At 60.2% G+C, this 23,692-nt stretch carries 20 protein-coding genes; 2 read left to right on the top strand and 18 right to left on the bottom strand.

Features of this window, described 5'->3' with window-relative positions; translation table 11 throughout:
• Positions 1-24: 24 nt before the first annotated feature.
• Both CLU80_RS26735 and CLU80_RS26730 read left to right on the top strand, forming a co-directional pair.
• The gene (locus tag CLU80_RS26735) at positions 25-2,409 is read left to right on the top strand and encodes a DUF3772 domain-containing protein (RefSeq protein ID WP_099758911.1); all 2,385 of its coding nucleotides are present in this window, start codon (positions 25-27) and stop codon (positions 2,407-2,409) included.
• A gap of 197 nt (positions 2,410-2,606) precedes the next feature.
• The gene (locus CLU80_RS26730; protein WP_093433431.1) at positions 2,607-3,068 is read left to right on the top strand and encodes a DUF3574 domain-containing protein; all 462 of its coding nucleotides are present in this window, start codon (positions 2,607-2,609) and stop codon (positions 3,066-3,068) included.
• A gap of 227 nt (positions 3,069-3,295) precedes the next feature.
• Here the strand turns inward: CLU80_RS26730 and CLU80_RS26725 are convergent, their stop codons facing one another.
• The 18 genes from CLU80_RS26725 to CLU80_RS26640 form a co-directional block, all read right to left on the bottom strand.
• Positions 3,296-4,696 (bottom strand): APC family permease, encoded by a 1,401-nt coding sequence (locus CLU80_RS26725; RefSeq protein WP_093433434.1) that lies wholly within the window; start codon positions 4,694-4,696, stop codon positions 3,296-3,298.
• The gene (locus tag CLU80_RS26720) at positions 4,686-7,073 is read right to left on the bottom strand and encodes a TonB-dependent receptor plug domain-containing protein (RefSeq protein ID WP_099758910.1); all 2,388 of its coding nucleotides are present in this window, start codon (positions 7,071-7,073) and stop codon (positions 4,686-4,688) included. The genes CLU80_RS26725 and CLU80_RS26720 overlap by 11 nt, the downstream gene beginning before the upstream one ends.
• Before the next feature lie 431 nt (positions 7,074-7,504).
• The gene (locus CLU80_RS26715; RefSeq protein WP_099758909.1) at positions 7,505-8,170 is read right to left on the bottom strand and encodes a sulfite oxidase-like oxidoreductase; all 666 of its coding nucleotides are present in this window, start codon (positions 8,168-8,170) and stop codon (positions 7,505-7,507) included.
• 148 nt (positions 8,171-8,318) lie between these two features.
• Positions 8,319-9,374 carry a substrate-binding domain-containing protein gene (locus CLU80_RS26710; RefSeq protein ID WP_099758908.1) on the bottom strand — a complete coding sequence of 352 codons (1,056 nt, stop codon included), beginning with the start codon at positions 9,372-9,374 and terminating at the stop codon, positions 8,319-8,321.
• Between the two features lie 23 nt (positions 9,375-9,397).
• Positions 9,398-10,423 (bottom strand): ABC transporter permease, encoded by a 1,026-nt coding sequence (locus CLU80_RS26705; protein ID WP_093433446.1) that lies wholly within the window; start codon positions 10,421-10,423, stop codon positions 9,398-9,400.
• Positions 10,416-11,972: a sugar ABC transporter ATP-binding protein gene (locus CLU80_RS26700; protein WP_093433449.1), complete on the bottom strand. Its 1,557-nt coding sequence runs from the start codon at positions 11,970-11,972 to the stop codon at positions 10,416-10,418. Before CLU80_RS26700 ends, CLU80_RS26705 begins: the two co-directional genes overlap by 8 nt.
• 8 nt (positions 11,973-11,980) lie before the next feature.
• Complete coding sequence (locus CLU80_RS26695; protein ID WP_093433452.1) at positions 11,981-12,652, bottom strand: methionine ABC transporter permease; 672 nt, start codon at positions 12,650-12,652, stop codon at positions 11,981-11,983.
• Positions 12,649-13,449, bottom strand: coding sequence for a methionine ABC transporter ATP-binding protein (locus tag CLU80_RS26690; protein WP_093433455.1), 801 nt, complete (start codon positions 13,447-13,449; stop codon positions 12,649-12,651). Before CLU80_RS26690 ends, CLU80_RS26695 begins: the two co-directional genes overlap by 4 nt.
• Entirely contained in the window at positions 13,446-14,255 is an 810-nt protein-coding gene (locus tag CLU80_RS26685) for a MetQ/NlpA family ABC transporter substrate-binding protein (RefSeq protein ID WP_099758907.1), read from the bottom strand. The genes CLU80_RS26690 and CLU80_RS26685 overlap by 4 nt, the downstream gene beginning before the upstream one ends.
• Before the next feature lie 27 nt (positions 14,256-14,282).
• Positions 14,283-15,329, bottom strand: a complete 1,047-nt coding sequence (locus CLU80_RS26680; protein WP_099758906.1) for an isopenicillin N synthase family dioxygenase — start codon at positions 15,327-15,329, stop codon at positions 14,283-14,285.
• A 504-nt stretch (positions 15,330-15,833) separates the two neighbouring features.
• Entirely contained in the window at positions 15,834-16,751 is a 918-nt protein-coding gene (gene catA, locus CLU80_RS26675) for a catechol 1,2-dioxygenase (RefSeq protein WP_099758905.1), read from the bottom strand.
• 172 nt (positions 16,752-16,923) lie between these two features.
• A complete protein-coding gene (gene catC, locus CLU80_RS26670) occupies positions 16,924-17,214 on the bottom strand; it encodes a muconolactone Delta-isomerase (RefSeq protein ID WP_093433466.1) in 291 nt (96 codons plus the stop codon).
• Positions 17,215-17,229: 15 nt separating this feature from the next.
• Positions 17,230-18,351 carry a muconate cycloisomerase family protein gene (locus CLU80_RS26665; RefSeq protein WP_099758904.1) on the bottom strand — a complete coding sequence of 374 codons (1,122 nt, stop codon included), beginning with the start codon at positions 18,349-18,351 and terminating at the stop codon, positions 17,230-17,232.
• A gap of 22 nt (positions 18,352-18,373) precedes the next feature.
• Positions 18,374-19,135 carry a 1,6-dihydroxycyclohexa-2,4-diene-1-carboxylate dehydrogenase gene (locus CLU80_RS26660; protein WP_099758903.1) on the bottom strand — a complete coding sequence of 254 codons (762 nt, stop codon included), beginning with the start codon at positions 19,133-19,135 and terminating at the stop codon, positions 18,374-18,376.
• A 21-nt stretch (positions 19,136-19,156) separates the two neighbouring features.
• Positions 19,157-20,170, bottom strand: a complete 1,014-nt coding sequence (benC, locus tag CLU80_RS26655) for a benzoate 1,2-dioxygenase electron transfer component BenC (RefSeq protein WP_099758902.1) — start codon at positions 20,168-20,170, stop codon at positions 19,157-19,159.
• A gap of 20 nt (positions 20,171-20,190) precedes the next feature.
• Entirely contained in the window at positions 20,191-20,679 is a 489-nt protein-coding gene (gene benB, locus CLU80_RS26650; RefSeq protein WP_093433479.1) for a benzoate 1,2-dioxygenase small subunit, read from the bottom strand.
• Positions 20,679-22,034 (bottom strand): benzoate 1,2-dioxygenase large subunit, encoded by a 1,356-nt coding sequence (gene benA, locus CLU80_RS26645; protein WP_099758901.1) that lies wholly within the window; start codon positions 22,032-22,034, stop codon positions 20,679-20,681. The genes benB and benA overlap by 1 nt, the downstream gene beginning before the upstream one ends.
• 142 nt (positions 22,035-22,176) lie before the next feature.
• Positions 22,177-23,133 (bottom strand): AraC family transcriptional regulator, encoded by a 957-nt coding sequence (locus CLU80_RS26640; RefSeq protein ID WP_099758900.1) that lies wholly within the window; start codon positions 23,131-23,133, stop codon positions 22,177-22,179.
• Positions 23,134-23,692 lie beyond the last annotated feature (559 nt).

Raw genomic sequence — 23,692 nt, 5'->3', positions numbered from 1 at the left:
TGATCCATTCGAGCCGCCTCACCCATGCGCAACACATTGAAGTCGTTGTTTTTTGTTGCATTCATGCTGCTGGTTGGCGGCAGTCCGACGCTATTGGCCGCCGACTTGCCGCCGCCGGCAACCACCGCCGCCGCGCCGCTGCCGGTGATTTCACAAAGCGAACTGCAGGCGCTGCAACAACGCCTCGACGGCCTCAAGCAACAGATTTCCGCGGCGAACAATTACAACCAGCTCGAAGGCCCGCAGGATCGGGTGCAGGCGTTCATTCTGGATGTCGATCGGTTGTCGACGGCGTTGTTGCCGCAGCAGGCGCAACTGGCGGTGCAGTTGGGGGTGCTCGGCGCGGCGCCGGATGCTGATCTGGCGGCGGAACAGGCGGATATCGTCGTGCAACGGGCAGCGCTGGCGGAGCAGAAAAGCAAGGTCGACGGAACCCTGAAGAGCCTGGCGGCGTTGAAGCAGAGCGCGGCGGACCTGATTACGCAGATCGCCGGCATTCGTCGCACGTTGCTCGAGAGCGAGTTGACCTTGGGCACTGACAGCGTGCTGAGTCCGAGTTTCTGGTCACCGCTGGTGAATCCGACCGACGATGATCGTCAGCGTCTGCGTTTTTTCGTCGATCAAGTACGTGATACCTGGGCCACGGTTTGGGCGCCAGGCGAACGCCTCTTCACCAGTATCCTGGTGCTATTGGCGCTGATCATCTGGACCTTCGGTCGCCGGCTGGCCGAACGCGGTCTGACCTGGGTGTGCATTTACCGCATGCCCGAGGGACGTCTGCGCCGCAGTGCGCTGGCGTTCGCCTCGGCGCTGGCGACCATCGCCACCACCGCCATTGCCCTGCAATTACTGTTCTACGCCTGCACCCGTCATCAACCTTTGCCGCCAGTGCTGGAAACCTTCTCCGAAGAGTTCGAAAAGGTCGTCTATGCCTGCGTACTGCTCACCGGGTTGAGCCGCGCATTGCTGTCGACCGAACATCCCTCATGGCGCCTGCCGGCGATTGCCGATCAGGTGGCGCTGGCGCTCAGGCCCTATCCGCGCATTCTGTCCTGCACGTTATTGGTGCTGGTGACACTGGTGCAGGTGAGCAATGCCACCGGCATGAGCAGCCAGATCGTGATTGCCGGACGCGGGGTCATTTCGATCGTTGTGCTGGCGATCGTGACGGTCCTGTTGTTGCGCGTCGGCAAAGTGCGCAAGGCGCTGGTCGCGGCCAATGATGCGGCAGCAGCGAACAGTACGTTTGCCGGGGTGATTTACACCATCGCCAGCGTCTCGATGTTTGTCTCGGCGATTGCCTTGCTCGCCGGCTACGTGTCGCTGGCGCGATTCATCAGTTATGAGCTGGTGTGGGCGTACATTGTCTTATCGGGTTTCTACCTGCTGATCCAGTTGATCAAGGACGCCTGCGAGCACGTATTTTCACCCAGACATGCGAGCGGCAAGGCGCTCAAACAGTTATTGGGCATCGGTGATCGCCGCCTCGATCAGATCTCGATCCTGCTGTCCGGCTTCAGTCGGGCCGCGCTGATGCTGCTGGCGGTGATCGCTCTGTTTGTCGGTGGCATCGGCACCACGCTCGGGCAACTGGCGAGCAACATCATGGCGATCCTTGGCGGCGCCGGGTTGCGCAAGCTGAACATCGTCCCCGGCCACCTGCTCAATGCCGTGCTGGCGCTGATGATCGGCATCTGGCTGATCCGCGCCCTGAGTCGCTGGCTCGACAACGAGTTCCTGCCCAGGACCGACATGGACCCGGGCATGTGTGCCTCGTTGAGCACGCTGTTTTCCAACATCGGTTACGCCTTCGTGATTCTGCTGACGCTGTCGTCGCTGGGCGTGCAGTGGACCAATCTGGCGTGGATCGTCAGTGCGCTGTCGGTGGGTATCGGCTTCGGTTTGCAAGAGATCGTGAAGAACTTCGTCTCCGGCCTGATTCTGTTGACTGAACGACCGGTGAAGGTCGGCGACCTGATCAGCATCAGTGGCGTCGAAGGCGACATCCGCCGCATCAACGTGCGCGCCACGGAAATCCAGCTCAGCGACCGCTCGATCGTCATCGTGCCCAACTCGCAACTGATCTCGCAGAACCTGCGCAACGTCACGCTGGGCGGCAGCGCGCAAGGCGTGGCGTCACTGGAACTGGTGTTCCCGCTGGATATCGATCCCGAAGAGGTCAAGGAACTGTTGCTCAACACGTACAAGGAGAACGAAACCATCCTCGATAAGCCAGCCCCTTTTGTGCGCTTCAGCAAGTTGTCGCCGGACGGGATTACCTTGACGGTGACTGGTTATGTGGGCAGTCCGAGGATTGTCGGGGTGACCAAAAGTGATTTGTTGTTCGAGATTCTCAAGCGGCTGGGTGCGGCAGAGATTGCGTTGGCGAAACCGCCGGCGAGTGCGTAATGAATCGGTAAGGCTCTGGCATGGAATATTTTCGCTGTCTGAAAAATCGCTTTCGCGAGCAGGCTCGCTCCCACAATTTTTGCGCGGTGAAGGGTTATTCCGGAAGCGCCTAAATGCCTGCTTTTTAGGTCTTTATTGGCGGTCAGACGGCAACCTTATACTTGAGCGGTTTACTCATCGTTCAATAAGGATGTTCCATGCCTCGACGTTTTCTACTGGCGGCGCTGTTCGTCGCCGTCGCCGGTTGTGCCAGCCCTCCTCCTGCGTCCGTTCACACCCATGATCCCGTCAGTTCGACCTTGCAAGGTGATATTTCGCGGCCGGCGCAGGCGCAGTGGATTCGCACCGAGTTGTACTTCTCCGTTGGTCCGATCGATGGCAAGGACGGTGCAGTCAGCCCGGCGCGCTGGCGCGAGTTTCTTGATCAGGAGGTGACGTCGCGATTTCCTGATGGTTTCAGTGTGTTCGATGCGTATGGGCAGTGGCGGGATAAGGGCGCGAAGGAGCCTGAGCGCTTGAGCACCAAGGTGATTGTGATCTTGCATGAGAACAGCCCGAAGAATGCGGGCAACATCGAAGCGATTCGCCTGGCTTACAAGCGTATTACCGGGGATTTGTCGGTGCTGCGGTTGTCGCAGCCGGCGGAGGTGTCCTTCTAGAATCAGAAGCCCCTCACCCTAGCCCTCTCCCAAAGGGAGAGGGAACTGATTGGGGGATATTGGAGAAGTACGCCGACCTGAACGTGCTTCACTGAATCCGTAATCGATTTCGACCTGTATTTGCCTCACTGAATCCATAATCGATTTCGACCTGTATTTGCCTCACCGAATCCATAATCGACCTCGACCTGTATTTGCTTCACTGAATCCATAATCGACTCAGTCTGTCAGGTCGATGTATCACGCAAGACACCTCGGTCGGCCCCCTCTCCCTCCGGGAGAGGGCTGGGGTGAGGGTTCGCTTTTAAACGGCTCAACCCGGCCAATAGCACGGTACCAACCAGCAACACTCCAATCCCCAAAAACGCCCCAACCCCCACCACCGTCACGCTGGAATACAGCATGTACAGGCACAACCCGAAAAACAGCAGCGGCAACAGCGGATACAACGGCACCTTGACCGGCCTCGGCACCTCGGGAAAACGCCGCCGCAGAATGATCAGCGCCACACTGCTCAAACTCAGAAACAGCCAGTACACCGGGGTCAGGTACTCGACCATTGTGTTGAAACCGCTCTGGGTAAAACTGCCAAACAGCACCAGCAACAACGCCACCGCACCTTCCGCCAGCAGCGCTTTACGCGGTACGCCATGCCGATCGTCCCATTCGCCGAAACCGCGCAGTTGCGGCACATCACGCGCGGCCGCGTAAGTGGTGCGCGCGCCGACCAGCAGGGTCGAATTGATCGTAGCGATCGCGGCGATGCCGACCATCAGCAAAATCAGCATGACACCGGGCGCACCGAATGCACGGTTCAACAACTCAACCGCCGGTGCATTGCTGGCCGCCAGTCCGGCGAATCCCAGACCCTGAACGAACGCCCAATTGAGCGCCAGATAGATCGCCATCAACACGCTCAGCGCACCGAGCATGGCGATGAAAATCCCCCGCCGGCCATCACGCACTTCCGCCGACAACGTCGCCGCATCGCTCCAGCCGCCGAACGCCAGAAAGACGAAAATCATCGCCGCCGAAAACCCGGCCATACCGGTTTTTTCCGCGACGGGCGCAAGACTCGGCGCAGGCGCTTCGATGCCTTGCCAAGCCAAAAAAACGCCGGCACTGGCAATGCTCAAAAAGCCCAGTGCCAACAGTCCCACCAACAAGGTCTGGGTGATAAAACCAATGCGTTTGCCCGTCAGATTGAGCAACACCAGCGCGGCAATCACCGCCCCGGCAAACAGCCCCGAGCCGTACTGACCCAGCGGCACCACCGCGTTGACGTAATCGGCAAACATGAACGCCGACAAAGCAATCCACCCGGTGTGCATCACCGAAAACCGCGACCAGGCGAACAAGAATCCCATGCGCTCGCCATACACCGTGCGCAGAAAGTGATAATCGCCGCCCGGGTGCGGAAACGCCGTGGCCATCTCGGCAAAACACAGCGCGCCAATCATCGACGCGACACCGCCCAGCACCCACACCAGATAGAAATGCTCTGGCCCGACGTTGAGGGCCACGGTCGGCGCGGTTTTCAGAATATCGGTGGTGATCACCATGCCCAGCGTGATCAGCAACGCCTGAAACACCGGCAGGTGCCGCCCCGGCCCTGCGTCAGAAACCATAGGTGGCGCGAGCGTAGTAGTAGGCCCCGTTGGTGCCGATTGGCGAGAGCACGTCGTACGGCAGGTTGCCGCCGTAGTTGATCGCCGAACCGGAGCGTTCCGGGTAGTTGTCGGTGAGGTTGTTGCCGCCCACGGCAATGTTGAATTTCGGAGTGAATTTGTAGGCCACCTCGGCGTCCAGTTGCCACACGGCACCGTAGGTTTGCTCCGGTTGCGAGTCGCCGAAATCGAACACGCGGGTGGTCTCACCCTGGCGCGTCAACCGCCCGAGCAGGCCCCAGTGTTCACTGGCCCAGTTGGCGGAAAAGATGAAGCGATCCTTTGGCGCCGCGTCAGTCAGGGTGTTGGTTTCTTCGACGCCAACGAGGGCGTCATTGCCGATGCCCAGCGCCGTCAGTTGCGACGGCGTGCCTTTGGTGCTGGTGACTTTGGTGTGGTTGTAGGTGTACGCGGTGGTCAGACCCAGTTGCCCTTCGTAAAACGGCTGATGGTAGTTGAGCACCAGTTCGGCACCGTCGGTGCTGGTGTCGGCGGCGTTGGTGAAGAAGTTGACGTCGTGCACGCCAGCAACGCCGAAGTTGTCGTTGATGTAGTTTTCCAGCGCATCGCTGCCAATGCGTTGCGACAGGGTGATGCGGTCTTTGACGTCGATGCGGAACACGTCCAGCGAGGCGTCGAAGCGTTCGTTCAACTGGAAGGTCAGCCCGAGGCTGAAGTTCTTCGAGGTTTCCGGATCAAGCTTCTCGGCGCCCAGTGCGCGGGCGATCGGGTCGTTGACCGAGAGCACGCGGATGTCAGTCAGCGTGCCGCCATCGCCGAAGTTGCTGGTGGTGTTCTGGAAGCCGCTTTGGGCCAGCGACGGTGCGCGGAAGTTGTTCGATACCGCACCGCGCAAGGCCCATTGCTCGGTGAGCTTGTAGCGACCGCTGAGTTTGCCGGTGAGTTTGCTGCCGGCATCGTCGTAATGTTCCCAGCGGGTCGCGGCGTCGACGAAGAAGCGATCAGTGAGATCGCCGGACAACTCGGCGTAAGTGCCGAACACGTTGCGATCCAGATCCGACTCTTCGCTCGGGCGCAGGCCGTTGGCGCCGTCGGCTCCGGAGCCGATGTAGGAGGCCTCGTCACCGGCATAGGTCAGGTAGTTTTCATAGCGGTATTCGCCGCCAACCGCCAATACAAAGGAGCGCTCGCCGAGACGCAGTTCGCGGCTGAAATCGAGGTTGGTGGTGGTCTGGCGCAGCTCGTAATCGCCAGTGTCGAACTTCGTCGGCGAGTCTTCTCCAAGGCTGACGTTCAGCGTGCGCCGGGTCGATCCATCGAAGCGGTTGCGACCGTGGGTGACGCTGCTGTCGAAATCCCACTCGTCACCGATCAGGCCCTTGAAACCGGCGGTGGCGGAGATGTCCTTGTTGTCGCCGAGCGATTGCGGCAAGTAGCCGTTGGGGTAGAACTGCGGCTGTTCGTACGGATAGCGATAGAACTCGGCGCCGGTGGTGTGGCGCTGGTTGTAAGTACCGAAGCTGTAAGCCTTGCCGCCGGCCAGCGGCAGTTCGCTGTTGAACCAGAGGTTGACGTCCCGCGCGACGCCGTCGCCCATCACATAGTTGCGCTGGCCGGGGGTATCGGCAAAGCCGTCAAAACCGGCGCGGTTGGTCGGGTTGCGATCCTTGTATTCGGTGCCGCCACGGATAAACCCGCCCTCCTCACCTAAACGCGTGCCGATCTTCGCCGTGGTCACGCTGTTCTGGCCGTCGGTGGTGGTCTTGCCGATGGCGTCCTGATGGGTGTGATAAGCGCCATAACTGGTCGACACTTCGCCGCCCTCGGGCGCGTCGTCGAGGATGATGTTGATCACCCCGGCAATCGCATCTGAACCGTACTGCGCGCCGGCACCGTCACGCAGCACTTCGATACGTTTGATAGCGCTGAGCGGGATCGAGTTGAAGTCGACCGGCGCAGTACCGCGACCAATCTTCGACGAGTCGTTGACCACCGCTGAGGTGTGGCGGCGCTTGCCGTTGACCAGCACCAGCACCTGATCCGGGCTCATGCCACGCAGTTGCGCCGCGCGCACATGGTCGGCGCCGCCGGAGTTGGATTGGTGCGGTAGGCTGAAGGATGGCAATAACGTCTGCAACGCCGCGCCCAGTTCACCATCAGCGGCGCCGGCGGATTTGAGGTCTTCGGCGGTGAGCACATCGACCGGAACCGGCGAATCCAGCACGGTACGCGAAGTACCCCGGGTGCCGGTGACCAACACCGTGCCGAGTCGGGATTCGCTGTCGGCGCTGACGGAAGTTTCTTCGGCGTTGGCCGGAAGTTGCCAAATAGCGGACACGACAGCGGCCGCCAGTAATGAACGGGAACGGTAATGCATATAACAGCTCCTTGAATCGCAGTTAATACCCGGCCGTTACCGACAATAAAGTTCGGCAAGCAATGCGCGGCAATGTCTGCTGTAGTTTTGGATTTCTGGAAGGCAGTGAAGGCTTTTTTACGGTGAGTTGCAGTTTCCCCAGCGTGAGTCGTTCCCCCTTGAAAGCCGATGCTAGACGAGCGGCTGCGGGCCGTAAAAGAACCAATAACGCTTAGGTTAGATCGCTCTAAAGGATTGTTCTTAGTTCAACAAAAGTGTTGCTGAGCCAACACTTTAACCAACTAAAACTAAATCTTTTAGATTGAAATGCAGGATCCCTGTAGGAGTGAGCCTGCTCGCGATAGCGGTGTGTCAGCTGACAACTTTTTTACTGATACTCCGCTATCACGAGCGGGCTCACTCCTACAGTTTTGATCTGCGTCGGGCATTACTCAATCGAACGCTTTCTCCAGCCAGGCATCCTCGGCAATATCCAGTTCATCACCACTGAATCGCTGTTCGGCAAACGGATCGGCGTGCAGATGAAAGCCATTGCGCTCCCAGAAACCCGGCTGTTCCTGTTCAACAAATTCCAGCCCGCGCAACCATTTGGCGCTCTTCCAGAAATACCGCCCAGCCACCACCAGCCGCAGTGGCCAGCCATGTTGTGCGGTCAGCGGTTGGCCGGCGTAATGGGTGGCCAGCAGACTGCCCGGGTGCAACAGATCATCAAGTCGCAAGTTGGTCTGGTAATCGTGGTCGGCGTGGGCCATGACGAACGCCGAAGTCGGCTGGAGATCGAACGCCTGCAACAGATCCTGCAGATGCACCCCGCTCCATTCGGTGTCGAACTTCGACCAGCGTGTCACGCAATGGATGTCGCAGCGCAGTTTTCGTTGCGGCAATGCCTGCAGATCGGCGTAACGTAATTCGATTGGCTGGGCGAGCGTGCCGGATAGGCGTAGCGACCAGTTGGCGAGGTCGTATTTCGGTATTTCGCCTTCGTGCAGGATCGGAAATCGCTCCGTCAGTACCTGGCCTGGTGGTAGTCGTTTACCAAGAGCCGGATCGGCTTTCGGCGAACGGCTTTTGCGTAAGCGTGAGGCTTTGTTGTGCATGGTCACTCCATTTTCAAGGGTGCCCCCAATCTCCTGTAGGAGTGAGCCTGCTCGCGATAGCGGTGAATCAGCCGGCAACAATGTTGGATTCAAATCCGCTATCGCGAGCAGGCTCGCTCCTACAGGGGATCGTTGTCGGTAGGAGGATCTAGTTGGCCACCGGAATCCACGACGCCCGTGCGACATTCGCGGTATCACCAAAACTCGGTAGCTTCTGCGCCAGATCTCGAACGTTCTTCACATCCAGATCCAGCAACTGTTGACGAGTAATCAGTGTCGGCGGTACCAGCACCTGATGCCCCGGATTTTCCCCGGCAATCAACATCGCCAGACTGCGCACACTGATTGCCCCGGCCACTTGCGGATTGACCGCTGCCGTCGCCGCCCAGGCGCTGTCCGGCTCTTTCATGATTTGAATATCGGCAGTGGAAATATCGGCGCTGTAGATCTTGACCTTACTCGCCAGCCCCGCTTCGTCGACGGCGATTTTTGCGCCTTTGGCGAACTCATCGAACGGGGCAAAGATCACGCTGATGCCTGGATTGGCTCGAAGCACGGCGCTGGCCTGATCCGCCACGGAGTTGGCAATCGGCGGATTCAGTGTGCCAAAGCGTGCCTTCTCGACGATCCCCGGATTGGCTTTCTTGACCTGACTCCAGATCTCGTCGCGGCGCTCCATCGGCGTAAAACCGCTGATGTACACGTAGCCGGCATCAAACTTCGTGCCGTTGTCCTTGACGGCTTGATCGAGGGCCAGACGCGCCAGCGCATGGTGGTCCTGCTCGACCTGGGTCACTTGCGGGGTGTTCAGATCGACATCGAAAGCGACGACTTTGATGCCTTTAGCGATAGCGCGATCAATCGGTGCTTTAAGGGTTTCGGCCAAGCCGAGTTGGACGATGATGCCGTCGACGCCCAGATCGACTGCCTGATCGATCATCTCGCCCTGACTCGCCGCTTGCTGCCGGGCATCGAATACCCGCAGGTTGGCACCCAGTGCTTCGGTCTGTTTTTCGACGCCGCGCAAATACGCCTCGGGGAAGTCCCCGGAGAACAAATACCCCACCAGCGCGATCTGCACCTGACCTTTGTCGAACGGTGCGGGCGCGCCGGGCAAGGCTTTGGCCTGCGCGCTCAGCGCCAATGCCGAAAGCAGCGCACCGGCGAGGCAGTGACGGGCGAACTGTGTGATTGAACCGTGCATACAACTTCCTTGCATAAAGCGGCTCAACGCGCCCGATGCGCGAGGCCGAACGTGAACATCAGGGCCAGCACCAGCACCAGTCCCTTGACGAAATCCTGCGCGTAATACGGCGCGTTGAGCATGGTCAGACCGTTGAGCAACGCCGCCACCAGCAGCGCGCCGACCAGGGTGCCAAAGGCGTTGGGCTTCTTCGCGCCGAGTACGGCAAACCCGATCAGCGCCGCGCCGAGGGCATCCAGCACCAGACCGTTACCGGAACTGACGTCACCACGGCCCAAGCGCGCCGCGAGCAACAATCCACCCAGCGATGCGAGCAACGCCGAGAGCACGTAAGCCAATAACTTGAAGCGCTGCACCGGTGCACCGGCCAGTCGTGCGGCTTGCTCGTTGCCGCCGATGGCATAGAACAAACGACCAATGCGCGTGCGCTCGAGAAACAGCCACACTGCGATCGCGACCACCGCCGTGATCAACACCGGAATCGGCACCACCTCCCACAACCGCCCACGCCCCAGCGCCAGAAACGCAGCACTGAAGGTACCTTCGGTTTCCTCACCGCTGGGCAGCGTCATGCCTACCGCAATCGAGCGTCCGCCGGTGGGAATCAATTGCACGCCGATTACCAGAAACATGCTGCCCAGCGTCGCGAGAATGTCCGGCACCCGCAGTTTGACGATCAGCCAGCCGTTGAGCAGGCCGACCAGCGCCCCACCGGCCAGACTGATCAACACCGCCGGCACCGCGCCCAAGCCGAGCACGACCATCACGTAACTGGCGATCATCAGGCTCATCGCCGCCACCGCGCCAATCGACAGATCGAGGCCGCCCACGGACATGGTCAGCGTCACGCCCAACGCCAGCAGCGCGACAATCGACACCGATTGCAGGATGCTGAACAGGTTGCCGACGCGCAGGAATGCCGGCTCGGACACACTGAAAAACACCACGATCAGCGCCAGCAGCCACAGCAGGCCGTAGCGGATCAATACGTGCAGCAGACGTTCGGCGCGTGCCGACTCGGTCGATAACAGTGAACTTGAATCAGGCACTCGCTCTGCTCCTTGGCGTGGCTTGAGGGGAATGTTCGGTGGCGTCGCTGCCGGCCAGTGCAGCGACCAGATCAGCACGATTGAGGCCGGCACGCGGGTACTCGGCGACCACGGCGTGATCGCGCACCAGCAGAATGCGGTCGGCAATTTCCAGGGCTTCATCGACGTCGGCGCAAATCACTAAAGTCGCGCGCCCCTCGGCGCTGTCGCGCAGCAGTTGGCCGATGTCGCGGCGGGCGCGCACGTCAACGCCTTGAAAGGGTTCATCAAGGATCAATACCCGCCCTTCGCCGAGCAGCCAGCGGCCGAGCACGACTTTCTGCTGATTGCCGCCCGATAGCGCAGTCATCGGCACATCGATACCGACAGTCTTGATCCCCAGCGCCGCCACTTGTGCCTCGACCGCTGCTGCTTCGGCGCGGTTGCGGATAAAACCGCCGCGGGTGAAGCGCTCGAGAAACGGCAAAGTCAGGGTGCGACGCAAAGAGAAATCCGGCACCAGCGATTGACTGGCGCGATCTTCGGCCGCGAAGAACACCCCGCTTTGAATGGACTGGCGTGGCGAGTCCGCACGCCAGTCCGCGCCATCCAGTTGCAAGCGGCCCGAGGACGCTTTACGCAGACCGAACAGCACCTCGGCGATTTCGCTTTTACCGGCACCCAACAGCCCGGTGAGCACCACCACTTCATTCTCGTGCAGGCTCAGATCGAACGCCGCGGAGCGCGGCAGGATTTGCATGGCGCTGATTTTCAACACCTCGCGCCCGGCCACGCTTGGCTGATAAACATGCTCGGCCAGCGCCTGCCCGAGCATGGCGCTCACCGCTTCCGGCAATTGCCGCGCCGTGAACTCGCCCGCGAACTGGCCATCACGCAGAACGATGGCGCGATCCGCCACGCGTTGCAGGTCGGAGAGTCGATGGGAGATGTACAGAATCGCCACACCGCGAGTGCGCAAGGTGTCGATCAATCCAAACAGCCGCTGCGCCTCGGCATCGGAGAGCGCGGCGGTCGGCTCATCCAGAATCAACAGGCGCGGCTGCAACGCCAAGGCTCGAGCGAGCACCACCAATTGCCGTTCGGCCTGACCGAGATGCTCAATCGGCTGCTCCAGGGGCAAGGTCAATCCCAGCCCGGCGGCGATGCTCGCAGCGCGTTCCAGCAGGCGTTGGCGATTGAGCCAGAAGTCCGCGTCCGGCTTGCACAGTTCATCGAGCAGGAGGTTTTCCGCGACGCTCAGACCCGGTGCGATGCCCTCGTTGATCTGTTGGTGCACCGCGACAATACCGAAGCGTCGCGCCGACAGCGGCGAACTGAAATGGCGTGGCGCGCCCTCCAGCCAGATCTCGCCAGCGTCGGCAGTCTGGCTGCCCGCGAGGATCTTCACCAGAGTCGACTTACCCGCACCATTGGCGCCGAGCAGCGCCACCACTTCGGCGGGATAGATGTCCAGGCTGACCGCGTCCAGCGCCCGGCTCGCGCCAAATATTTTGCTTAGCTCACGTACACGAATCAGCGGTTCGCGGACGACGGCGACCGGCACACTCATACAATTCCTTAGCGGCGATGCGCCAGCGAACGAACCAATCGATCACCCAGGCTTTGCACGCCTTGGACGAGGATCACCAACACCACCACCGTGGCAACCATCACTTCATTATTGAACCGCTGATAGCCGTAACGGATCGCCAGATCACCGAGCCCGCCACCGCCGATCACGCCGGCCATCGAGGAAAAACCGATCAGCATCACCAGCGTCAAGGTGATCCCGGCCAACAACGCCGGCAGCGCTTCGGGTAGCAACACCTTGAAGATCACATGACAGATGTCGCCGCCCATGGCGAGGATCGCTTCGATGCGCCCCTTGTCGACTTCGTCCAGAGCGTTTTCGACGATGCGTGCGAAAAACGGAAACGCGCCGATGGTGATCGGCACCACAGCGGCGGTGCTGCCCAGCGTTGTGCCGACCACCAGCCGCGTCAGCGGGATCAGGGCGATCAGCATCACCACGAATGGCAGTGAACGGCCGAGGTTGACCACGCCACCCAGCACGGCATTCAAGCGTGGCATCGGCAGCAGTCCGTCGCGACGACTGATGAACAGCAACACGCCCAGCGGCAAACCGATCAGCAGCGTGAACAGCCCCGCGAGCAGGACCATGTACAGGGTTTCACCGGTGGCGTTGAACACCAGTTGCAGGATTTCATCCCAATTGACCGTGCGGTTCATGAGTGCGCCGCTCGTACGCCGTATTGTTTTAGAAAACTCAGGCCCGGCTCAGCGTGGCCCAGCGGCAAACCGCAGGTCGGTCGCAGCGAAGCGCCCAGTTGCGATTGCGCATCGGCCAGCAGCCGTGGCACCGGCCCGGCCTCGACCAGACGTCCATTGGCCATGAACGCGGCGTGATCGCAGATCGACTTGACCACGTCCAGTTCGTGGGTGATCAACACGATGGTCACGCCCAGTTGCCGATTGATATCGCGCAGCAATTGCAGGATCGATTCGGTGGTTTCCGGGTCGAGCGCACTGGTGGCCTCGTCCGAGAGCAAATACGCCGGCTCAGCGGCCAAAGCGCGGGCAATGCCGACGCGCTGTTTCTGCCCGCCGGACAACTGCGAGGGAAAGGCCTGCGCCTTGTCACTCAAGCCAACCAGCTCGAGCAGTTCGCGAACCCGCACATGGCGCCACGGCTTGCCGACTTTGGCGATCTCCAGCGGCACCGCGATGTTGTCGAACACCGTGCGCGAATGCAGCAGGTTGAAGCCTTGGAAGATCATGCCGATGCGCTGACGCTGCTGGCGCAGTTCGCTGACCGGCAGCGTCGTCAGGTCGATGCCATCGAGCAGAATGCGCCCACTGTCCGGTCGTTCGAGCAGATTGAGGCAGCGCAGCAACGTCGACTTACCCGCGCCGCTGCGCCCGAGAATCCCGTAGACCGCACCGTCGGGAATGCTCAGCGAGACCTGATCGAGTGCCGGTTGCGCGGCCGAAGGATAAGTCTTGCTCAACTGCTCGACGGCGATCATGGCTTGCCGCCCGCCACCGGAATCACCGAGCCGGCGAAGTTGTCGGTGATGTATTTGGCGACCTCGGGCGATGTCAGGTCCTTGGCCAGTTGCGCGATACGCGGGTCGTGTTCGAGCTTGGGTGTGGTCACCAGAATGTTGGCGTAGGGGTTGTGCTCGGCTTTCTCCAGACCCAAGGCATCCTTGGCCGGCACCAGGCCTGCGTCGAGCGCGTAGTTGCCGTTGATCACGGCCAGATCGACGTCGTCCAGCGAGCGCGGAATCTGCGGCGATTCGATCTCGAGAATCTTCAGTTGTTTCGGGTTTTCGGCGATGTCCTTGGGCGTCGCCTGATCGGTCGCCGGATCGTTGAAGCCGGGTTTGAGCTTGATCAGACCGTTGTCCTGCAACAGGTACAGCGCGCGGCTCAGGTTGGTGACGTTGTTGGGCACGGCGACGGTGCCTTTTACCGGCACGTCGGCGAAGCTTTTGTGCCGGTGCGAGTAGATGCCCAAGGGCTCGATATGCACCGTGGCGGCCACCGCGAGTTTTTCGCCGAGGGCCTTTTCCTGGGATTTCAGGTACGGCAGGTGCTGGAAGTAATTGGCGTCGACATCACCGTGTACCAACAGCTCATTGGAGTTCACCCCGCTGGGGATCTCGATGACTTTAAGATTTAGCTGCGGATCGATTTTCTGGATGTACGTCAGAATCTGCGCGTGGGGCACCGGATCGGCGGCGACGCGCAACGGCTCCAGCGCCTGCGCACCAAACGACGTCACCAGTGCGCCGAGCACGGCCAGGGTCAAACCTGCTTTCTTGATCATGTGCGGAGTCCTTGAGCGGTGGTTGAGTCATGCGGATTTACGAACGGGCGGTGGCGGCAGCAGTGCATCGGCGTAGAAGCGCTGCGCGACATCCGGATGCGAGCGCAAACGACCCTTGAGGTAGTTCCAGCCGACATCGCGAAACAGCGGATTGAGCGGATCACTCGCCGGCCCGCGCGCCTCGCGCAACAGTGCGGTGGGCAGCGGATACAGCGGCACCACGGCATCCAGTTGCGCGCCAAGGAAGAACGCGACAGACAGGCGTTCGCTACCCGCCGGTGGCGAAACCACGCGATGTACCGTGGCCCGCAGATAACCGTTGCTGGCCAGTTCGAGCAATTCGCCGATGTTCACCACCAGGGTGTTCTCGCGTGGCAACGCATCGATCCAGCGGCCCTCTTCGATTTCGACTTGCAGACCGGCCTGTTGGTCTTGCAGGAGGAAGCTGAGGAACCCGGAGTCCTTGTGTGCGCCGACACCTTGGTGGCTTGACTCGCTGGATTGACCGGGATAACGCATCAATTTGATGTGTTCGTTGGGTTTGTCGCCGTAGAGCTGATCAAACGCATCGGCGCGCAGCGAGAGTGCCTGAGCGAACGCTCGCAGCAGGCGCAACGACATCCGCGTCATCGCCTCTTGCCATTCCAGCAGCAAAGGTTTCAGTTCCGGCAGTGCCGCCGGCCATTGGTTGGGGCCTTGCAGCCGCGCCCAGAACGGGCTGCCCGCCGTCAATGGCAACACCTCGCGCTCGGCGCCCAGATCGAACTGTTCACGCAGATCGGGCTGGCCACGGGTGATCTCCGAGGCGGCACGGTTGTAACCGCGAAAGTGCGGTGAATTGATCATGCCGACGGCGTTTTTCTCGCTGTCGGGCAAAGCGAAAAACTGGCGGGCGTAGGCCTGTACCTGCTTGAGCAAAGCGCTGTCGATGCCATGCCCGGTCAGGTAGAAGAACCCGACGTCACGGGCGGCATCGCGCAGGTTTTCAAGAAATTCGTAGCGCTGTTGCGCCGTGCCTTCGAACAGCGACAGGTCCAGCGTCGGTAATGCGGTGATGTCGAGGGTATGCGGCATGATTCACTCCCGTGTGAATCAAACCTGAAGAACCTGTGATCGATTCAGCGTGTGCCGTCATGGCAATCGGGGGTCTATCGGTTTGATGCGTTTTGATTCGTCGTTGCGACAAAACTAAACGATCTTAAAAATACGTAGCCAATATCTTTTTCGCATTACCTTAGGCCTGATTTCCCCTCACCCCAGCCCTCTCCCGGAGGGAGAGGGAGCCGACCGGGTTGTCTTGCGGTATACGGCGACCTGAACAACCGGGTTGGATTCGGCGAAGATCGTTCAGGCCGGCGTAGCGTTGAAGATCACCTTGACCAGTTCCCCTCACCCCAGCCCTCTCCCGTGGGAGAGGGAGCCGACCGAGGTGTCTATCGCGATACGTCGACCTGAACGACCGAGTCGGTTATGGATTCGACACAAACTGTTCAGGTCGGCGTGATGCTTAACAACAACGCGGTCAGTCCCCTCTCCCTCTGGGAGAGGGCTAGGGTGAGGGGCACTGACGACTCGGTATCAAGCGTCTTGCAACGCACGCGGCCGTTGGCTGCGTTGTTCGGCACTGGCGTCCGGCGCCGGTTGCAGTTGGAAGTCGAACTTCAGCTCGGCATAACGCCCCGACACCGCGTCCGCACGGAACACCACCTCCCCGACCAAGCCTTCACGGGTCGCGTAGGCGAAGTCATCCCACAGGTATTGATCACCCGAAAGATTGATCTGCGTGGTCAGATGCCGATGCCCCGGCGCGCTGATAAAGAAATGCACATGGGCCGGACGCTGGCCATGGCGGCCGAGCTGGTTCAGGCATTCCTGGGTCGGCCCTTGCGGGTCGCAGCCATAACCGGACGGCACGATGCTGCGAGCGCGGTAACGGCCTTCGGCGTCGGTAATGATGCGTCGACGCAGGTTGTACTCAGACTGGCTCGGATCGAAAAACGAATAGGTGCCCTTGGTGTTGGCGTGCCACAGGTCAACGGTGGCACCGGACAACGGCTGGCCATGCAGATCGAACACCTGGCCTTCGAGGTGCATGACGGTGGCGACACCCTCCTCGCTGCCGTCATCCATTCGGCATTCACCTTCGCACAGGGGCGCGCCGGCCACGTACAGCGGGCCTTCGATGGTGCGTGGTGTGCCGCCGGTCAAACCGATCTGTGCATCCTTGGCGTCCTGCAACAGGTCGAGGAAGTGCTCGATGCCAAGGCCGGCGACCAGTAATCCCGCCTCCGAACGAGCGCCCAGACGGTTGAGATAGTCGACCGCTTTCCAGAACTCGTCCTCGCTGATATCGAGGTCTTCGATGATTTTCGCGCTGTCCTGCAAGATCCGCAGAACGATGGTTTTCAGCCGGGAGTTACCCTCGTCGTTGGCGAAACCGGCGGCTTCTTTGAAGAAGGCTTGCAACTCGGCGGTGTGGGCAATTTTCACGGTCATGGTGGTTACCTCATCTTGTTGTTTTGTTGGCGCAGTTCTCTTACTCAGCGCACTTCCCCTGTGGGAGCGAGCTTGCTCGCGAATGCGTTGTGTCATTCAGCATCTATGGTGACTGGCTCACCGCTTTCGCGAGCAAGCTCGCTCCCACAAGGGAAATGCGGCGAGCTCAGAATTAGCGGTCGTCGCTGTGGATCGACGACGGATGCCGGCACAGGCCGTCGACCTCGATGTCCATGTAGGGGAACAACGGCAAAAGCATCAGCGTGTCGTGCAGCGCCTCGACGCTCGGCACATCGAACACGCTGTAATTGGCGTAATGCCCAGCGATGCGCCACAGGTGTCGCCATATGCCTTCGCGTTGCAGCCGTTGGGCCAGTTCCTTCTCGTCAGCCTTGAGCCGGGTGGCCAATGACGGGTCCATGTCGACGGGCAATTTCACGGTCATTTTTACGTGGAACAACATGCTGGTTCTCCTGATTCAGTGGCGACGAAAACGCGCCAGACGCTCTTCGTCCAGCGTCAGACCCAGGCCTGGAGTTCGCGGGACGTGCAAGTGGAAATCGCGGTACTGCGGCGTTTCGGTGACGATGTCTTCGGTCAGCAACAACGGGCCGAACAGTTCGGTGTCCCAGGTCAGTTGCTTGAGTGTGAGGAAGGCGTGCGCCGAGGCCAGCGTGCCGATGGAGCCTTCGAGCATGGTGCCGCCGTAAAGCGCGACGCCGGCGGCCTCGGCGATCTGCGCGGTGCGCAACACAGCACGCGGACCACCGTTCTTGGCGATTTTCAGGGCGAACACACTGGCGGCGCCGTCGGCGGCGAGGCTGAAAGCATCCTCGACGCTTTCGATCGATTCGTCGGCCATGATCGGCGCCGGGCTGCGCTGATTCAGGCGAATCTGCCCGGAGCGGTTGACCCGCGAAATCGGCTGTTCAATCAGGTCGATACCGTTGTCACCGAGCACCTGACAGCCGTGAATCGCTTGGGATTCATCCCAATACTGGTTGACGTCGACCCGCACACTGGCGCGCTCGCCCAAGGCTTTTTTGATCGCCACGACGTGCTTGAGATCCTGCTCCAGCGGGTTGGCGCCGATCTTCAATTTGAAGATGCGATGGCGACGTGCTTCGAGCATCTGCTCGGCTTCGGCGATGTCGCGGGCGGTGTCGCCGCTGGCCAGGGTCCAGGCCACTTCAAGGCTGTCCCGTACGCGGCCGCCAAGCAACTCGCTGACCGGCAAACCGAGGCGCTTGCCCTGGGCATCGAGCAGTGCACTTTCGATCCCGGACTTGGCGAAAGTATTGCCCTTGGCGATCTTGTCGAGCCGCTGCATCGCCGCGTTGATGTTGTTGGCGTCCATACCCACCAGCGCCGGCGCCAGATGCGCATCGATATTGGCTTTGATGCTTTCCGGGCTTTCATAACCGTAAGCGAGACCGCCGATGGTGGTGGCTTCGCCGATGCCTTCAATACCATCGCTGCAGCGCAGTCGCAGAATCACCAGCGTCTGCTTCTGCATCGTGTGCATCGCCAGTTTGTGCGGGCGAATGGTCGGCAGGTCGACGATGATGGTCGTCAGGTTTTCAATCAGAATTCGCTGCATTTCAATGTCCCTTGAAAAGTAGTCAACCGAGGTCGCCGCCACCGACCGGCAACGTCACGCCGGTGATGTACGAGGCGTCATCGGAAGCCAGAAAGAGGATCGCGCCGACCTGTTCGTCGAGGCTGCCGTAGCGTTTCATCAGGCTGCTGTCGAGGGTTTGCGCGACGATCTCTTGATACCAGGCCTGCTCCTGCGCTGACGGTTCGGCGGCATTGCGCGGGATGCGCCGGGGCGGCGCTTCGGTGCCGCCCGGAGCCGTGGCGTTGACGCGAATGCCGCGCTCGGCGTTTTCGAAGGCCAGACACGCTGTGAGTGCGTTGATGCCGCCCTTGGCGGCGCCGTACGGCACCCGATTGACGCTGCGGGTGGCAATCGATGAAACGTTGACGATGGCGCCGCGCCCTTGCTTGAGCATGTACGGCAGCGCTGCGTGGCAGCACCACAGCGTCGGGAACAGCGAACGGCGCACTTCCGCTTCAATCTGTTCGACTTCGTAATGCTCGAACGGCTTGGCCCAGATCGTGCCGCCGACGTTGTTGATCAAAATGTCGAGACGGCCGAAGGTGTTGATGGCTTCAGCCATGACCCGCGCGCAATCGGCGTATTGCTCAAGGTCGGCGGTCAGCGCGAGAACGCCCTCGGCTTGCAGTTCGTGAACCAGTTCAGAGCGATCGACGGCGACGATTTGTGCGCCTTCGTTCAGCAGGCGTTCGCAGACGCGGCGGCCGATACCCTGCGCCGCGCCGGTGACCAGCGCGATCTTGTTGAAGAATCTGTTGTTCATGACAACCTCGAAAGAAGGGTTTCAGGCAGCCGCAGCAGCGAACTTTTCGTAGTAGAAGTTCACCGGGGTGATGCCCTGCTCGCGGATGTAGTGGCTGACCGCTTCGACCATCGGCGGCGGGCCGCAGAGGTACACGTCGACATCGCCTTCATTGAGGTGGCGCGGCTCGATGTGCTGGGTGACGTAGCCCTTGAGTGGATGCGCACTCAGCGGGTTGGCCACGCAGGCGCCGAAACTGAAGTCGGGAATGCGGGCGGCGAAGGCTTCGAGACGATCGAGTTCGACCAGATCGAAATCGTTGGTCACGCCGTAGATCAAATGCACGGGATGATCGCAGCCCTGCTCGGCGATCTTTTCCAGCATCGCGGTGAACGGTGCCAGGCCGGTGCCGCCCGCCAACAACAGCAGCGGCCGCTTGATTTCGCGCAGGTAGAAACTGCCCAACGGCCCGGCCAGGTTCATGCTGTCGCCGGCCTTGGCCAACCCGGTGAGAAAGCTGCTCATCAAGCCACCAGGCACGTTACGAATCAGAAAGCTGACCTCGCCGTTTTTCTGCAATGAGCTGAAGGAATAAGCGCGGGTCTGCTCGCTGCCGGGCACTTGCAGATTGACGTACTGGCCCGGCAGAAACGCCAGTTTGCTCAGCGCCTCGCCCTTGATCGACAGCGCGATAGTGCTCTCGGACAATTGCCGGACAGTGCTGATCGATGCCTGGAAGTTCGCTTGTTCGGTCTTGCACACCTGCGAGCCGGCCGGCACTCGCACCACACAATCGCTTTCAGCGCGCATCTGGCAGGTCAGCACATAACCTTGCGCGAGTTCATCGGCGCTCAAGGCGTCTTCGATGAAATTGTCACCCATGTCGTAACGCCCGGCCTCGGCGAAACATTTGCAGGTGCCGCAGGCGCCATCGCGGCAGTCCAGCGGGATGTTGATGCCTTGGCGATACGCCGCGTCGGCGACGGTTTCATGGCCGCCGGCCTCGATGAAACGGGTGACGCCGTCTTCGAAATTAAGCGCAATCTGGAAATTCATGGTGCACCTCGCCGTGTCGACTAGATGTGGTAGATGTCGATGACCTGACGGACGTAATCGTTTTTCAGCACGACTTTCTTGGCCTTGATCAGCGGCTGTTCGCCACGCAGATCGAGGGTGTAGAAACTGCTGCCGAAGTAGCTGTCGGTGACCTGATAGCGAAAGCTCAAGGTGTGCCAGTTGAAACGCACTTGGCATTGCCCTTCGCTGTGCTCGACGATCTCGATGTTGCTCAGGTTGTGTGAGGTGCGAGTGTCGGGAATGGTCGCGCTGGAGCGCTCGGTCTTGATCCGGAAGATGCGGTCTTCGAGGCCGCCACGGTTGCCGTACCAGATCAGCGAGATTTCGCTTTGCGGGTCTTCGGTGAGGGTGTCGTTATCGTCCCAGGCCGGCATCCAGAAGGTCGCGTCGGCGGCGTACAGCTCCAGCCATTGATCCCACTGGCCGTCATCGAGATAGCGCGCTTCGCGGTAGAGAAAATCGCGCACGCTGTCGTAGAGGTTGCTCATCACACGGCCTCCACGGGGATCAGTTGTGGTTCGGTGGCCGCGGCTTTGAGCATGGTTTCCTGCCAGTACTTGTGTTGCAGCACGAACAGGCCTTCGTCTTCGGTGCGCATGCCGGAGAGCAGTGGTTTGAGGTCGATTTCTTCGGCTGCTGCGTCGGCGCCTTCGACCCAGTGAGTCGCGCCCCGGGACATGTCGTTCCAGCCACGCCCGGCGCCGTAACCGGTCTGGCACGAGCGGAACTCTTCCAGGTCATCCGGCGTGGCCATGCCGCTGACATTGAAGAAATCTTCGTACTGACGAATGCGTTTGGCACGGGCCTCGGCGCTCTCGCCTTTGGGGGCGATGCAGTAAATGGTGATTTCAGTCTTGTCGACCGAGATTGGCCGGGCGATGCGGATCTGCGAACTGAACTGATCCATCAGATACACGTTCGGGTACAGGCACAGGTTGCGCGAGTTTTCGATCATCCAGTCGGCTCGAGCCTGACCGAAATCACGGGCGAGTTCATCGCGGCGCTCGTAGGCGGGACGGTCTTCGGGGTTGGCCCAGCGGGTCCAGAGCAGCAGATGGCCGTGGTCGAAGGAGTAAAAACCGCCGCCCTTCTTCGCCCAGCTGCCGGCGCTCATGGTCTTGATCGCTTCACCCGCTTCGCGTTGCTGGCGCTGGTTCTGGGTGGCGGCGTAGTTCCAGTGCACCGAGCTCACGTGGTAACCGTCGGCGCCATTTTCAGCGGTGAGTTTCCAATTGCCTTCGTAGATGTAGGAGCTGGAACCGCGCAGCACTTCCAGGCCTTCTGGCGACTGGTCGACGATCATGTCGATGATTTTTGCCGATTCGCCCAGATGCTCAGCGAGGGATTTCACATCGGCATTGAGGCTGCCGAACAGAAAGCCGCGATAGGACTCGAAACGCGCAACTTTGGTCAGATCATGGGAGCCTTCGCAGTTGAAGCCTGCGGGATAACCGGCTTCGCTCGGGTCTTTGACCTTGAGCAGTTTGCCACTGTTGTTGAACGTCCAGCCGTGGAACGGGCAGGTGTAGCTGGAGCGGTTGCCGGACTTGTGCCGGCACAACATGGCGCCGCGATGGCTGCAGGCATTGAGGAACGCATTGAGCACACCGTCCTTGTTGCGCGCGATGAAGATCGGCTGACGCCCCATGGTCGTGGTCAGAAAATCGTTGTTGTTGGGGAGCTGGCTTTCGTGGGCGAGGTAAATCCAGTTGCCTTCGAAGATGTGCGCCATCTCCAGTTCGAACAGCCGCGGATCGGTGAACATCTCCCGCTTGCAGCGGTAGGCGCCCTTCTCCTTGTCTTCTTCAAGCATGGCATTGAGGTAGTCGATTCCCAGGGACATGGCCGGGGCCTCCATTGTTATTGTTCAGGCCAGGTCAGATTAGGGAGGCGATGCAGGAGGCAATAGCCGAATCCTGCAGATCGCTATCCGTTTTGTGCAGGACGGTGCTGCAGGTGATTCGGGGAAGTTTCAGCGGGGAGTGTTAGTGGCGGCGTTTGAAGGTCTGCGACGGCAGTTCACCGAACTGCTGGCGATAATTTTCGGAAAAGCGGCCCAGGTGCAGGAAGCCGTAGTCGAGCGCCAGCTCGGTGAGGTTGCGCACCGGGCAGCTTGGATCACTGAGGCAGGCGTGGATGCGCGCAAGCTTGCGTTGGCGGATGTATTGCATCGGCGTAACGCCCAGTTGGCGTTCAAACAAGGTGTACAGCGAGCGCGGGCTCATGCTCGCCTGTGCGGCCAAATGTTCAGCCGGCAAATCCAGTTTCAGGTTGCGGTCGATGTAATCGACGATGCGTTCGAAGCTGATGTTCGGTGCACTCAGGCATTCACGGCTGACGTTGGTGCTCATCAGCGAAATCAGTTTGCTGCCGATGATCTGCGCGTAATGCTCCTGCACCCGCAGCAACGGATCGCTGGCCTCGGCTTCCTGACAGATCATCGCGAGCAGATTGGTGAAGCCTTCCAGCTCATCCAGCCGATAGTGATTGCGCAGGAAACGGATACCGCTTGCCGGACGCTGCCAGCGCTGCTCGTCACACACCGATTCAAGCACGCTGACCGGCACCTTGAGGATGAATTTCTCGCAATCATCCGAGTAAGTCAGATCGACCGGATCATCCGGGTTGATCAACAGCAACTCGCCCGGCACCAGATGCTGCTCGCGCTTGTGCCCGCGCCACAGGCAATTGCCTTGCAGCAGCACTTGCAGATGGTAAACGGTCTCCAGGGCCACGGAGGTCACGCGTACGCTGCCGCCATAGCTGATGCGGGCCAGATCGAGATCGGCGAGTTTGCGATGGTTGAGGCTGGCTTGCGGGTGGGTGGTTCTGGACAGACCGATGAAGTGCTGGCCGACGTGCTGATTGACGTAGTCGGAGACGGCATAAGGGTCAGCGTGACGAAACACGCTGCTGCGATCGCTCAGCAGATGGCTGTCCATGGCGTTGCTCGTTGTTGTCGTTATTTTGGTTTCACGGGGTTTCAGACATCACGAGTCACAGTACGCCGGAGTGTCGGAGTGGGCAATTGGACGAAGGTTTGGGTGCTCGATAATCGAACGCTTTTTGCGGATTACAGAGTGTTTTGAACAACGCCTACACTTGCCGAAGAAATGCCCTACACGCCAAAAAAGCAGATACAGAAAAATCCTACTTATGACAGCTTCAAAAGACAAAAAAAGCCCGTTTCAGTCGAAACTGAAACGGGCTTTTCCCACCTCAACGGCCGTTACTTCAGGTCGTCAAAATGGTCTCGCAGGAACTCGAAAAAGCGAAAGGCTTTAAACAATCTCCATACAAGGCTCAGCGTACGCAGCAAAAGCTTCATACGTTTTGGCCTCCAGGGCTGGGGGCCAAACCTCCAGCAAACTTACCGGATCATGCTTGCCTTCAGCTGGCATGTCATAGCAGCTAGTGAGGCGGCCGGTTGAAAGCCCTCCGAAGTATCATCCCGGCACGGGTGCAAAACCGTGTCAGAGGGAATGAAACCGTTGAGTTGCC

This window comes from Pseudomonas sp. 29, from assembly GCF_002754355.1.
GTDB classification, from domain to species: Bacteria; Pseudomonadota; Gammaproteobacteria; order Pseudomonadales; family Pseudomonadaceae; genus Aquipseudomonas; species Aquipseudomonas neuropathica.
The sequence above is the reverse complement of the archived record's forward strand: the minus strand, read 5'-3'. Positions and strand labels throughout refer to the sequence as shown.

Coding starts and splice junctions, on each gene's coding strand:
- CLU80_RS26735 (WP_099758911.1), top strand. CDS start 25: ATGCGCAACACATTGAAGTCGTTGTTTTTTGTTGCATTCATGCTGCTG.
- CLU80_RS26730 (WP_093433431.1), top strand. CDS start 2,607: ATGCCTCGACGTTTTCTACTGGCGGCGCTGTTCGTCGCCGTCGCCGGT.
- CLU80_RS26725 (WP_093433434.1), bottom strand. CDS start 4,696: ATGGTTTCTGACGCAGGGCCGGGGCGGCACCTGCCGGTGTTTCAGGCG.
- CLU80_RS26720 (WP_099758910.1), bottom strand. CDS start 7,073: ATGCATTACCGTTCCCGTTCATTACTGGCGGCCGCTGTCGTGTCCGCT.
- CLU80_RS26715 (WP_099758909.1), bottom strand. CDS start 8,170: ATGCACAACAAAGCCTCACGCTTACGCAAAAGCCGTTCGCCGAAAGCC.
- CLU80_RS26710 (WP_099758908.1), bottom strand. CDS start 9,374: ATGCACGGTTCAATCACACAGTTCGCCCGTCACTGCCTCGCCGGTGCG.
- CLU80_RS26700 (WP_093433449.1), bottom strand. CDS start 11,972: ATGAGTGTGCCGGTCGCCGTCGTCCGCGAACCGCTGATTCGTGTACGT.
- CLU80_RS26695 (WP_093433452.1), bottom strand. CDS start 12,652: ATGAACCGCACGGTCAATTGGGATGAAATCCTGCAACTGGTGTTCAAC.
- CLU80_RS26690 (WP_093433455.1), bottom strand. CDS start 13,449: ATGATCGCCGTCGAGCAGTTGAGCAAGACTTATCCTTCGGCCGCGCAA.
- CLU80_RS26685 (WP_099758907.1), bottom strand. CDS start 14,255: ATGATCAAGAAAGCAGGTTTGACCCTGGCCGTGCTCGGCGCACTGGTG.
- CLU80_RS26680 (WP_099758906.1), bottom strand. CDS start 15,329: ATGCCGCATACCCTCGACATCACCGCATTACCGACGCTGGACCTGTCG.
- catA (WP_099758905.1), bottom strand. CDS start 16,751: ATGACCGTGAAAATTGCCCACACCGCCGAGTTGCAAGCCTTCTTCAAA.
- catC (WP_093433466.1), bottom strand. CDS start 17,214: ATGTTGTTCCACGTAAAAATGACCGTGAAATTGCCCGTCGACATGGAC.
- CLU80_RS26665 (WP_099758904.1), bottom strand. CDS start 18,351: ATGCAGCGAATTCTGATTGAAAACCTGACGACCATCATCGTCGACCTG.
- CLU80_RS26660 (WP_099758903.1), bottom strand. CDS start 19,135: ATGAACAACAGATTCTTCAACAAGATCGCGCTGGTCACCGGCGCGGCG.
- benC (WP_099758902.1), bottom strand. CDS start 20,170: ATGAATTTCCAGATTGCGCTTAATTTCGAAGACGGCGTCACCCGTTTC.
- benB (WP_093433479.1), bottom strand. CDS start 20,679: ATGAGCAACCTCTACGACAGCGTGCGCGATTTTCTCTACCGCGAAGCG.
- benA (WP_099758901.1), bottom strand. CDS start 22,034: ATGTCCCTGGGAATCGACTACCTCAATGCCATGCTTGAAGAAGACAAG.
- CLU80_RS26640 (WP_099758900.1), bottom strand. CDS start 23,133: ATGGACAGCCATCTGCTGAGCGATCGCAGCAGCGTGTTTCGTCACGCT.